General features: G+C 29.8%; 14 protein-coding genes. 13 read left to right on the forward strand and 1 reads right to left on the reverse strand.

Features of this window, described 5'->3' with window-relative positions; all coding sequences use genetic code 11:
- Positions 1–156 precede the first annotated feature (156 nt).
- Genes NSA50_RS06460 through NSA50_RS06510 form a run of 11 tightly spaced genes read left to right on the forward strand, consistent with a single transcriptional unit; the run spans position 157 to position 9,224 of the window.
- Positions 157–1,134 carry a beta-ketoacyl-ACP synthase III gene (locus tag NSA50_RS06460; RefSeq protein ID WP_257443890.1) on the forward strand — a complete coding sequence of 326 codons (978 nt, stop codon included), beginning with the start codon at positions 157–159 and terminating at the stop codon, positions 1,132–1,134.
- A gap of 12 nt (positions 1,135–1,146) precedes the next feature.
- The gene (gene acpP, locus NSA50_RS06465; protein WP_195263349.1) at positions 1,147–1,374 is read left to right on the forward strand and encodes an acyl carrier protein; all 228 of its coding nucleotides are present in this window, start codon (positions 1,147–1,149) and stop codon (positions 1,372–1,374) included.
- Positions 1,375–1,396: 22 nt separating this feature from the next.
- Complete coding sequence (gene fabK / locus NSA50_RS06470) at positions 1,397–2,323, forward strand: enoyl-[acyl-carrier-protein] reductase FabK (RefSeq protein ID WP_195263350.1); 927 nt, start codon at positions 1,397–1,399, stop codon at positions 2,321–2,323.
- A gap of 12 nt (positions 2,324–2,335) precedes the next feature.
- A complete protein-coding gene (fabD, locus tag NSA50_RS06475) occupies positions 2,336–3,289 on the forward strand; it encodes an ACP S-malonyltransferase (protein ID WP_257443892.1) in 954 nt (317 codons plus the stop codon).
- A complete protein-coding gene (fabG, locus tag NSA50_RS06480) occupies positions 3,282–4,025 on the forward strand; it encodes a 3-oxoacyl-[acyl-carrier-protein] reductase (protein ID WP_142691250.1) in 744 nt (247 codons plus the stop codon). The genes fabD and fabG overlap by 8 nt, the downstream gene beginning before the upstream one ends.
- A gap of 14 nt (positions 4,026–4,039) precedes the next feature.
- Entirely contained in the window at positions 4,040–5,281 is a 1,242-nt protein-coding gene (gene fabF / locus NSA50_RS06485) for a beta-ketoacyl-ACP synthase II (RefSeq protein ID WP_257443894.1), read from the forward strand.
- Between the two features lie 2 nt (positions 5,282–5,283).
- Complete coding sequence (accB, locus tag NSA50_RS06490) at positions 5,284–5,769, forward strand: acetyl-CoA carboxylase biotin carboxyl carrier protein (protein ID WP_257443895.1); 486 nt, start codon at positions 5,284–5,286, stop codon at positions 5,767–5,769.
- A 9-nt stretch (positions 5,770–5,778) separates the two neighbouring features.
- Positions 5,779–6,195, forward strand: coding sequence for a 3-hydroxyacyl-ACP dehydratase FabZ (gene fabZ, locus NSA50_RS06495; protein ID WP_195263353.1), 417 nt, complete (start codon positions 5,779–5,781; stop codon positions 6,193–6,195).
- A 15-nt stretch (positions 6,196–6,210) separates the two neighbouring features.
- Positions 6,211–7,554 (forward strand): acetyl-CoA carboxylase biotin carboxylase subunit, encoded by a 1,344-nt coding sequence (locus NSA50_RS06500; protein WP_195429479.1) that lies wholly within the window; start codon positions 6,211–6,213, stop codon positions 7,552–7,554.
- A gap of 12 nt (positions 7,555–7,566) precedes the next feature.
- Complete coding sequence (accD, locus tag NSA50_RS06505) at positions 7,567–8,427, forward strand: acetyl-CoA carboxylase, carboxyltransferase subunit beta (RefSeq protein WP_257443896.1); 861 nt, start codon at positions 7,567–7,569, stop codon at positions 8,425–8,427.
- Between the two features lie 2 nt (positions 8,428–8,429).
- Positions 8,430–9,224 (forward strand): acetyl-CoA carboxylase carboxyltransferase subunit alpha, encoded by a 795-nt coding sequence (locus tag NSA50_RS06510; RefSeq protein ID WP_195429481.1) that lies wholly within the window; start codon positions 8,430–8,432, stop codon positions 9,222–9,224.
- Positions 9,225–9,437: 213 nt separating this feature from the next.
- Here NSA50_RS06510 and NSA50_RS06515 read toward each other — a convergent pair whose 3' ends face one another.
- A complete protein-coding gene (locus NSA50_RS06515; RefSeq protein ID WP_257443897.1) occupies positions 9,438–10,073 on the reverse strand; it encodes a lysozyme inhibitor LprI family protein in 636 nt (211 codons plus the stop codon).
- A gap of 375 nt (positions 10,074–10,448) precedes the next feature.
- Here NSA50_RS06515 and NSA50_RS06520 point away from each other — a divergent pair, with 375 nt between their 5' ends.
- Positions 10,449–10,943 (forward strand): deoxycytidylate deaminase, encoded by a 495-nt coding sequence (locus NSA50_RS06520; protein WP_195429485.1) that lies wholly within the window; start codon positions 10,449–10,451, stop codon positions 10,941–10,943.
- 273 nt (positions 10,944–11,216) lie between these two features.
- Complete coding sequence (gene licT / locus NSA50_RS06525) at positions 11,217–12,059, forward strand: BglG family transcription antiterminator LicT (RefSeq protein ID WP_195263359.1); 843 nt, start codon at positions 11,217–11,219, stop codon at positions 12,057–12,059.
- The last annotated feature ends 134 nt before the right edge of the window (positions 12,060–12,193 follow it).

Raw genomic sequence — 12,193 nt, forward strand, 5'->3', positions numbered from 1 at the left:
CATCGAAGTAATTGATTGAGTATGTAGAAGTCAAAGGTACATCTACTAAAAAATTCAAAATAACAACTTAATATAAAATAATATTTTGATAATAAAAATATTTGATATTTGAGTTAAATGTAACTTAAAAGTTGAATTTTTAGAAAGAGGCGTTAAATGAAAGGAGTAAAGGTAGTTGGATTTGGTCATTACTGTCCAGAGAATATAGTAAGCAATAAGGATTTAGAAAATATAGTTGAGACTACAGACGAATGGATAGTAAAAAGAACCGGAATAAAAGAAAGAAGAATATCTAGTGGAGAAGGCACAGTTGAACTAGCATATAAAGCAGCATTATCTGCTTTGAAAAATAGTAATTGTGATAAGGATGATATAGATTTAATTGTTGTAGCTACCACTTCACCAGATAAAATTATGCCATCTACAGCTTGCAGTGTTCAAGGACTTTTAGGATGTAATAATGCAGCTGCATTTGATATATCAGCAGCATGCTCTGGTTTTGTTTATTCTTTGATAGTTGCATCTAGTTTAATTAGAGGAACTGATAAAAAAAGAGCATTAGTAATTGGATCAGAAGTCTTATCTAGAATAATAGACTGGAGTGATAGAAGTACTTGTGTATTATTTGGAGATGGAGCTGGAGCTGCAGTAATTGAGATATCAAATGATGAAGAAGGAATTATAAGTACTTGTTTTTCATCTGATGGAAATCGTGGAGAAAAAAGCTTAGTTGCTGGTGAATTAGAGTTAAATACACCTTTTGCAAAAGAAAAAAAATTAGAAAAAAGATATATAGAAATGAAAGGTGCAGAAGTTTATAAATTTGCAGTATCAATAGTACCTCAAATAGTTAATGAATTGTTAGAAAAAGCAAATGAGGATTTAGAAAACATAAAATATATAGTTCCTCATCAAGCTAATTCAAGAATAATAGATGATGCTGCTAGAAGATTAAAAGTAGATAAAGATAAATTTTATACTAATTTAGATAAGTATGGAAACACTTCATCAGCAAGTGTACCAGTAGCTTTAAGTGAAATGTTTGAAAAAGGCCTTATAAAAAGAGGAGATAAAATAATTTTAGCTGCCTTTGGTGGAGGATTAACCTGGGCAGGAGCATTAATTAAATTTTAGGAGGATTTTAAAATGGTATTTGAAAAGATTAAGGACATAGTAGTAGAACAATTAGGTGTTAATGGAGATGAAGTAAAATTAGAAACTAATTTTATAGAAGATTTAGGTGCAGATTCACTTGATTTATTCCAAGTTGTAATGGACCTTGAAGATGCATTTAACGTAAAGGTTGATAATGTTGAAAGTATTAAGACTGTAGGAGATGCAGTGAAGTATATAGAAAGTGTTATAGAAAAATAGAGTAGAGAGTGGAGGAAATCTCATGAACAATAATATTTGCAAATTGTTAAATATTAAATACCCTATTTTTCAAGGGGGGATGGCATGGGTTTCAGATAGTTCTTTAGCAGCTGCAGTTTCTAATGCAGGTGGACTTGGAATAATAGCAGGAGCAAATGCTCCTGCAAGTTTTATAAGGGAAGAAATTAGAAAGACAAAAGAACTAACTGATAAACCTTTTGGTATTAATATAATGTTACTTTCTGAAAATGCAGATGAGATAGCACAAATTGTAATTGAAGAAGGGGTAAAAGTTGTTACAACTGGAGCTGGAAATCCAGGAAAGTACATTGCAAAATGGAAGGAAGCTGGAGTAAAGGTTATTCCGGTGGTTGCATCAGTTGCATTAGCAAAAAGAATGGAAAGAGCTGGAGCAGATGCTGTTATAGCAGAAGGGTGTGAAGCTGGGGGACATATTGGTAAATTAACTACTATGGTTTTGCTTCCTCAAGTTGTAGATGCAGTAAATATTCCAGTCATAGCAGCAGGTGGAATAGGTGATGGAAGAGGTGTAGGTGCAGCTTTCATATTAGGTGCAAGTGGAGTTCAAGTTGGAACGAGGTTTCTAGTTGCCAATGAATGTAGTATTCATGAAAACTATAAGGATGCTGTAGTAAAAGCAAAAGATATAGATACTGTTGTAACTGGTAGAGTTACAGGCCATCCAGTTCAAGTTATAAAGAATAAACTTGCAAGAGAGTATTTAAATCTTGAAGGTAAAAATACTTCAATAGAAGAGTTAGAGGAATTAGGCAGAGGGGCACTGAGAAAAGCTGTAAAAGATGGAGATATAGAAAATGGATCTCTTATGGCAGGTCAAATTTCAGGGATGATTACAAAAAAGCAAAGTGCTAAGGAAATTATAGAAGAAATGTTTAATGAATATGAAAATATAAGAAAGAGCCTTTAAAGAGGAGGTAGTATGAAAACAGCTTTTGTTTTTGCAGGTCAGGGATCTCAATATATAGGAATGGGAAAAGATTTATATGAAAATGTTCCAAGATGTAAAGAGATTTTTGATAAAGCAAATGATATATTAAGTTTTGATATAAAAGAACTAATATTTAATGGGAATAAAGAAGATTTAGATATTACAGAAAATACGCAACCAGCTATTTTGATAACCTCAATTGCAGCAAAAAAAGCATTTGAAGAAAGTGGAATTAAAGCAGATGTTGTTGCAGGACTAAGTCTTGGCGAATATTCAGCTTTAGTATGTGCAAATGCTTTAAGCTTTGAAGAAGCAGTTGCTTTAGTGAAAAAGAGAGGAAGATATATGCAAGAAGCAGTTCCTATTGGAATTGGATCTATGGCTGCTATAATTGGATTACCTTTAGAGAAGATAAAGTTAGCGATAGAAAATTCAAAAGATAAAGGCATAGTAGAAATTGCTAATTATAATACCAATAATCAAATTGTAATTGGTGGAGAAAAAGAGGCAGTAGAAAAAGCTAAAGAATTATGTTTAGAAGCTGGAGCAAAAAGAGCTATTGAATTAAAGGTATCTGGACCTTTTCATACATCCTTACTAGAAGAAGCATCAGTAAAACTTAAAGAAGAACTTAAAAATATAGAATTTAATGATCCTAGCATAAAAATTATATCTAATGTTACGGCTGAATTTATAGATAATAAAGCAGATATAGAAGAATTACTTTGTAGTCAAATAAAATCATCTGTTAAATGGAGTGAAAGCATAGAAAAAATGCTTAATATGGGTGTTGATACATTTATTGAATTTGGACCTGGCAGAGTATTAAGTAGCTTTATCAAGGAAATAAGTAGAGAAAAAGGCTTAAAAGTAAATATTTATAATGTTGAAGATATGAAATCTTTAAATAAAACATTAGAAGGGATAGGAATTTTAAATGGTTAAGGATAAAAATGCAATAGTTACAGGTGGAACTAGAGGTATAGGTAGAGAAATAGCAAGGACATTAGCGCAAAATGGAGCTAATATTGCTATAAATTATAGAAAATATAATGAAGAAGTAGAAAGTTTAATAGAAGAATTAAAGAGCTTTGGCGTTAAAGTAGTAGCATGCAAATGTGATGTAAGTAATGAAGAAGAAGTGATTAACTTTATAAAGGAAGTAAAAGATAAATTTGAAAGTATAGATATCTTAGTTAACAACGCAGGAATAACTAAAGATGGATTAATTATAAGAATGAGTGAAAAAGATTTTGATGATGTTATAGATGTAAATTTGAAAGGGACTTTCAATACAACTAAAGCAGTTTCATCTATTATGGTTAAGCAAAGATACGGAAAGATAATAAATATATCTTCTGTTGTTGGAGTAGCTGGGAATGCAGGTCAATGCAATTATGCTGCATCTAAAGCTGGTGTAATAGGATTTTCAAAATCAGTAGCAAGAGAGCTTGCAGCTAGAAATATAAATGTTAATGTTATTGCTCCTGGATATATAAATACAGATATGACAAGTGTTTTACCAGATAGAGTAAAAGAAGAAGTAATAAAGACAATTCCTATGAGAAAAATAGGAGAGCCTAAGGAAATAGCTAATTTAGTTTTATTCTTATCATCTAATTCATCAGATTATATTACTGGTCAAGTAATAAATGTAGATGGTGGAATGGTTATGCTTTAAAAGGAGAGTAGTTTATGAAGAGAAGAGTAGTAGTTACAGGATTAGGAGCTATAACACCAATTGGAAATTCAATAGATAGTTTTTGGAATGCTGTTAAAGAAGGAAAAAATGGTATAGATAAAATAACATTCTTTGATACAACAGATTTTAAAGTTAAGGTAGCAGCAGAAGTAAAGGACTTTAAGGCAGAGGACTATTTAGGAAAGAAAGATGCTAAAAGATTAGATAGATATACACAATTAGCGTTAGTTGCGGCAAAAGAGTGTATGAAAGATAGTAACATAGATTTAGATAATGTAGATAGAGAAAGATTTGGTGTAATATTTGGTTCAGGAATTGGTGGACTTATCACTATAGAAAATCAAATAAGAACTTTAGTAGAAAAGGGTCCAAATAGAGTTTCACCATTAACTATTCCAACATCAATATCTAATATTGCAGCTGGAAGTATAGCAATAGAGTTTGGACTTTTAGGATCATGTTTAAGTGTTACTACAGCATGTGCAACTTCAACTCATTGTATTGGTGAAGCTTATAGAAGTATAAAAGATGGATATTTAGATAGGGCAATAGTTGGTGGTTCAGAAGCATCAATTAATGAGTTTGGGATTGCAGGATTTCAAGCTTTAACAGCACTTAGTAAAAGTGAGGATCCAAACAGGGCATCTATACCATTTGATAAAGATAGAAATGGATTTGTCATGGGAGAAGGAGCAGGAGCATTAATTCTAGAAGAATTAGAAAGTGCAATTCAAAGAGGAGCAAAGATTTATGGAGAAGTTGTTGGATATGGAACAACTTGTGATGCTTATCACATAACTTCACCAACACTTGATGGAGATGGAGCTTATAGAGCAATGAGAGATGCTATGAATGATGCAGGTGTAATGCCAAATGAAATTGGATATATAAATGCTCATGGTACATCTACTGAAATAAATGATAAAGTAGAAACTTTAGCAATAAAAAAGGCTTTTAAAGATTCAGTAAAAGATGTTTGTGTAAGTTCAACTAAATCTATGACAGGACATTTACTTGGAGCTGCTGGAGCTGCTGAAGCAATAATATCTATAAAGGCTTTAGAGGATGGGTTTATACCTGCCAATATTAATTACTTAAATTCAGATGAAGAATGTGATTTAAATTTAGTTGCTAATGTTGGAAAAAATAAAGAAATAGATTATGCATTATCTAATTCATTAGGATTTGGCGGACATAATGGAACAGTTATATTCAAAAAATGGAGGGGAAGATAGAAGTGTTAACTTATGAACAAATAAAAGAATTAATAAAGTCAATAGATTCATCTTCTCTTAGAGTATTTGAATTAGAAAGTGAAGGTATTAAATTAAAGCTTAGTAAAAATGAAGAAAGTTTTAAAGAAGTATCAAAAGATGGTAATAGAAATGGTGTGGCAATAAGTTCAGCTGAAAATAATGCAATAGTTATAAATAATAAAGCAGAAATAAAAGAAGAATCTATTGAGAGAGACGATTTAAATAAAGATGAGTTTAAGGCAATTAAGTCACCTTTAGTTGGAACATTTTATTCATCTGGAACGCCTGGTGGAAAACCTTATGTAGAAGTAGGTTCTAAGGTGAAAAAAGGTGAAGTTCTTTGTATAGTTGAAGCAATGAAAATAATGAATGAAATAACAGCAGAAGAAGATTGTGAAATAGTAGAAGTTTTAAGAAACGATGAAGATATTGTAGAATTTGGAATGGAATTATTTAAGATAAAGTAGGTGAAATATTTGGATATAAAAGAAATTATGGAGATAATCCCTCATAGATACCCATTTCTATTATTAGATAGAGTTGAAAGTTTAGAGGATAATAAAATAGTTGCAATAAAAAATGTAACAATGAATGAGTACTTTTTTCAAGGACATTTTCCAGTAGAGCCAGTTATGCCAGGAGTGCTAATAGTTGAAGCACTTGCACAAGCAGGAGCGGTTGCACTTTTGAAAAGAGATGAATTTAAAGGGAAAATAGCATACTTCGGGGGGATAAATAACGCAAAGTTTAGAAAAAAGGTTGTTCCTGGAGATACATTAAGGTTAGAAGTAGAGCTTACTAAAATAAGAGGATCAGCAGGGATAGGAAAAGGAATTGCATATGTAAATGATAAAAAGGTTTGCGAAGCAGAATTAACCTTTATGGTAGGATAGTAAAGAGGTGTTTTTATGATTAGAAAGGTATTAATAGCTAACAGAGGAGAAATAGCAGTAAGAATAATTAGAGCTTGCAAGGAGCTTGGAATACAAACAGTAGCTATTTACTCAGAAGCTGATAAAGATGCTATGCATACTCAGCTTGCAGATGAAGCTATTTGTGTTGGAAAACCTAAATCAAAGGACTCATATTTAAATGAAAGCAACATTGTTAGTGCAGCAGTTATAACTAAGTGCAATGCAATTCATCCAGGCTTTGGATTCTTATCAGAAAATGCTGAATTTGCATCTATTTGTGAAGAGTGTAATATAAAGTTTATAGGACCAAGTAGCAAGACTATAAGCATTATGGGAGATAAAGCTAGAGCCAGAGAAATTATGAAAAATGCAGATGTTCCAGTAATACCTGGAAGCAATGGAATAGTTAAAAGTATCGACGAAGCATATATAGAGGCTAAAGAAATAGGATATCCAGTAATGATAAAAGCAGCTTTAGGGGGTGGCGGTAAAGGAATTAGAATAGTTCATAAAGAAGATGAACTTGAAAATGCATACTTTACAGCTAAATCAGAAGCTAAAGTGAATTTTGGCGATGATACAATATATATTGAAAAGTTTATAGAAAATCCTAGACATATAGAATTTCAAATCTTAGGTGATGAATATGGAAATATTATTCACCTAGGGGAAAGAGATTGTACTATACAAAGAAGAAATCAAAAGGTGTTAGAGGAAGCACCATCATCAATTTTAAGTGATAATTTAAGAGAAGAGATGGGAAGGGCAGCAATTAATGCAGCTAAAGCAGTAAATTATTTTAATGCAGGAACAATAGAATTTTTAGTAGATAAATACAGTAATTTTTATTTTATGGAGATGAATACAAGAATTCAAGTAGAGCATCCAATAACAGAAATGATAACATCAACTGATATTGTAAAGGAGCAAATAAAGATTGCTAATGGAGAAAGACTGAGTTTTTCTCAAGGTGAAGTTGAGATAAAGGGGCATGCTATTGAGTGTAGAATAAATGCAGAAAATCCTAGAAAAGGATTTATACCTTCACCAGGAAAAATTGAATTTTTAAATTTACCTGGAGGTAATGGAATAAGAGTAGATACAGCAGTTTATTCAGGATATACTATTCCTCCAACTTATGACTCAATGATAGCTAAGCTTATAGCTTATGGAAAGAATAGAGAAGAAGCAATTAATAAAATGCTTAGAGCACTAGATGAGTTTGTTATAGAAGGTATTGATAATAATATAGATTTTCAAATGGATATTTTAAATAATGAGAAATTTCGCTTAGGGGACTTTGATACTAGTTTTATAAGCAAAGAATATAATTTATAGTTGGTGAAAATTATGGGGATTTTTAAAAAGAGACAATACGGAGTTATTAACATAACTCCACAAGAAGATGAAAAAGATATACCTATAGTTCCAGATGGAACTTGGGTAAAATGTAATAAATGTGGCAAAATTTTATATAAAAAGTCTTTAGAAGAAAATCTTAATATATGTTCAAATTGTAATCATTATTTTAGGTTAGGTAGTTATGAAAGATTATCATATATTTGTGATAAAGATACTTTTAAAGAGTTTAATAAATATATGAAGTCTAAAAATCCAATGGATTTTCCAAATTACGAAGAAAAATTAAAGGCTAACGAAGAAAAGAGTGGTCATTCTGAAGCAGTAGTAACAGGAGAATGTCAAATTGGTGGAAGTAAAACAATTATTGCAGTTATGGATTCAAACTTTCTAATGGGAAGTATGGGAACTGTAGTAGGAGAAAAATTAACATTAGCAATAGAGGAGGCTACTAAAAGAAAATTACCTATTATAATCTTCACAGCTTCTGGAGGAGCCAGAATGCAAGAAGGAATATTTTCTTTGATGCAAATGGCTAAAATAAGTAGTGCACTTGCAAAACATAGCGAAGAAGGACTTCTTTATATAACTGTTTTAACTGATCCAACAACAGGTGGAGTTACAGCAAGTTTTGCTATGCTTGGAGATATTATACTAGCAGAGCCTAATGCATTAATAGGTTTTGCAGGAAGAAGAGTAATAGAAGGAACTATAAAAGAGAAATTGCCTGAAGATTTCCAAAGTGCAGAATTTTTATTAGAAAATGGATTTATAGATAATATTATAAAAAGAGAAGATTTAAAAAAGGCTCTTTCAACTCTTTTGAAATTTCATAGGAATAAGGAGGTGTAGTTGTGAATAAAAAAATCAAGGCTTATGATAGATTATTAATAGCAAGAATGGTAGAAAGACCAACTACACTTGATTATATAGATAAAATATTTACTAACTTTTTTGAATTACATGGAGATAGATGTTATAAAGATGATAAATCTATAGTAGGAGGAATTGGGCTTTTAAATGGAAATCCAATTACTATAATAGGAATTCAAAAAGGAAAAGATTTAAAAGAAAATATGGAAAGAAATTTTGGATCTCCGCATCCAGAAGGATATAGAAAAGCTCTAAGGTTGATGAAGCAAGCCGAGAAATTTAATAGACCTATAGTTTGTTTTATAAATACATCTGGTGCATACTGTGGTGTTGGTGCAGAAGAAAGAGGGCAAGGAGAAGCAATAGCAAGAAATTTAATAGAAATAGCACAAATTAAAGTGCCTATAATTTCAATAATTATAGGTGAAGGTGGAAGCGGTGGGGCGTTAGCTTTAGCTTGTGGAGATAGAGTTTGGATGCTTGAAAACTCAGTTTATTCTATACTTTCTCCAGAGGGATTTGCTTCTATACTTTTAAAGGATCCTTCAAAATCAAAGGATGTTTCGGAGATTATGGGAATAACTTCATATGAGCTTTTAGAAAGAGGAATAATTGAAAAGATAATAAAGGAGCCTAGAGGTGGAGCTCACAAAAATATAGAGTTAGTTGCAAGTTCTATAAAAGAAGAATTAATAAATGAATTTAAGATATTAAATAATAAATCTAAAGAGGCACTTTTAGAAGAACGTTATTTAAGATTTAGAAAGTTTAAATAAGTAATTTAATATTAATAAAAATGACTATAATGTAGATTTAATATATAAGGAGATGTCTTAGAAAATTATTGAATGTAGAATTTAGAATGCAAAATTGAGGTGGTATTTAATACTGAAATGCTTAAATTTATATTAAAAACTACTTTCAGTAGTTTTACTTTCATTCTAAACTTTACATTTTTAATTTTGAGATATCTCCTTTATTTATAAACTTTAATCTGTCATATAGTTATTAACTAATTCATAACATCTATTTTTTGTTGATTCATATAAAGATATATTATATGCAACAAGCTCAAATGTCCCACCTTTATATTTATCAGCTTCCTCATTTGCTAAAGCTTCTTTGTCTTCTATCCATTTAATTTGTTCATTTTGTAAGTTTTGCATTGTTTCTGGTGATAAATTTTCTTTTAGTAAATCATAAATTTCATTTAATGCTTTATCATACATATCATAGGATATTCCGTAATAACTTTTCATAGCAATAGTTATTCCAGCATCTGAATCCTTCTTTTCAGGCAAGGAATCAATTTCTTTTTGGATATTATCTAATTTTTCTATAAATTCTTTTCTTCTTCCTTCTAGTTTAGTCACTTGAATTGGTGAATTAGATTCTTGAGTATTTTCATTTGTTTGTCCATTATTTGTCGAGGAACCGCTGTTTGTTGAAGAATATGAATCAGCGTTATTAGCATTATCAAATTCATTAGCAGTATCTTTTATTTGTTGCTTTTCTTCAATTTGTTGTTTTTCTTCAATTGGGTTTTTATTATTTTTTGAGCATGATGTAAGTGGAGCAGCTGATAATAAAATTACCATAATAAAAGCGATTTTTTTAATTTTCATTGGTACTCTCCTTTAAATTTATATACATATATATTTTAATAATATATAACAATAAAGTTTACTATTTTTAAATAGATAAAATTATTACATTTATAATTTATTCTATAAATGGAATGATTTAATTATAACACTAATTCTAATTTAATTAACATATTTGTAATTCTGTCAAAAACAGTATTATTATAGGTTCTAAATTATTTATTTTTGTTAGATAATATAGAATCTTTTAAAATTAATGCTATAATAAAAATATATTTTAAAAGTAATAAAAATGTATAATTTATAATAAAAATTAATTAACTAAATTCCAAGGTTAATATATTTATACATAATAAGTCTTATTTTAATTCTTAGTTATCTTAGGGGGGGATTTAAATGAAAAGAAATGATTACATATCTTGGGATGAATATTTTATGGGGGTAGCAATTCTTGCTGGAAAGAGAAGTAAAGACCCGAGTACTCAAGTTGGGGCTTGCATAGTCGATGATGATAATAAGATTCTAAGTCAAGGATATAATGGATTACCAAGAGGATGTTCAGATGATGAGTTCCCATGGAATAGAGAAGGTGATGTTCTTGAGACAAAATATCCATATGTAGTACATGCCGAACTTAATGCTATCTTAAATAGTAGAGGAACTAACCTTTATGGCTCTAAAATATATGTTGCTTTATTTCCATGCAATGAATGTGCAAAAGCAATAATACAAGCTGGAATAAAAGAAGTAGTATACCTTTCAGATAAATATTCAGATTCAGATAATGTTAAGGCATCTAAAAGATTATTGAATGCTGCAGGAGTAAAGATGACTAGATTAGAGCCTAAAAACAAAAATATAAATATATCATTAGATATAAATGATATATAAATTATAAAATAATAAATACCATATTGTTTGGAGCTCTATTGGTTATAGAAATATGACATTTATTAAATAACTATATAATAAAATTAAAAAAATATATTGATAAAAAGTTATTGTGATGATATAATTAAAACAAATAATATTCTATTTGTTTTAATTAGGATTGTTACTGGTTAGCAGGCAAGACCTAAACATTAAGTAAGTATATATTTATGTATATTTGCTTAATGTTTAGGTTTATTTTTATTTTCTGTAATATTACAGTAGGAGGCATCTATGAGGATTACACGTATAATAAACAATAATGTAATATGCGCTGTTAATGAAAGAAATCAAGAAAGGATTCTTTTAGGATCAGGAATAGGATTTCAGAAGAAAAAAGGCGATGAAGTAGATAAAAAGAAAATAGAGAAGGAATTCTTCTTAAAATCAAAAAATGTAGCAGGAAAACTATATTCTCTCTTAACCCAAATTCCAATGGAGTACATGAGAGTTACTGAAAATATCATAAAATATGCACAACAAAAGTTAGATCATGAGCTTAATGAAAATGTTTACCTTACATTAACAGATCATATTAGTTTCGCTGTTTCCAGACAAAAATCTGGGTTGCAATTTAGTAATGCACTTCTATGGGAAGTAAAAAGATTTTATCCAGATGAATTTAACATAGGACTAAAGGCTTTAGAATTAATAAATGAAGAATTTGATGTAGAATTACCTGAAGATGAGGCAGCATCTATTGCTATGCATGTTGTGAACTCAGAGTTGGGTTCTGAAAGTAATAGAGATACAATCAAGGTTACAGAGTTAATACAAAATGTGTTAAATATAATAAGATATCAATACAAAATAGACTTTAAGGAAGATGATTTATATTATACAAGATTTATTACTCATTTAAAGTTTTTTGCTTATAGGGTATTGAATAATAGTGAAGAAGTAAAAGAAGTAGATAAAGATTTTGAAGAAATAGTAAAGGTTAGATATCCTAAGGAGTATGGATGTAGTTTGAAAATTGCAGATTTAATAAAGAACAAATATAATAGAAGATTATCAGGTGATGAATTAGTATATTTAACTGTTCATATAAAAAGAATAACTATAAATGAAAATTAAATGAGATTATTTTTACTAGGATTGTTACTGATTAAGCAGGCAAGACCTAGAGTGTATGTAATAAATGGACTATTAATTATTTATTACATACACTCTAGGTCTTTTTTAATAAATAAAAATAATAGAAAAGGAGA

The organism is Clostridium mucosae (assembly GCF_024622765.1).
Classification (GTDB): domain Bacteria; phylum Bacillota; class Clostridia; order Clostridiales; family Clostridiaceae; genus Clostridium.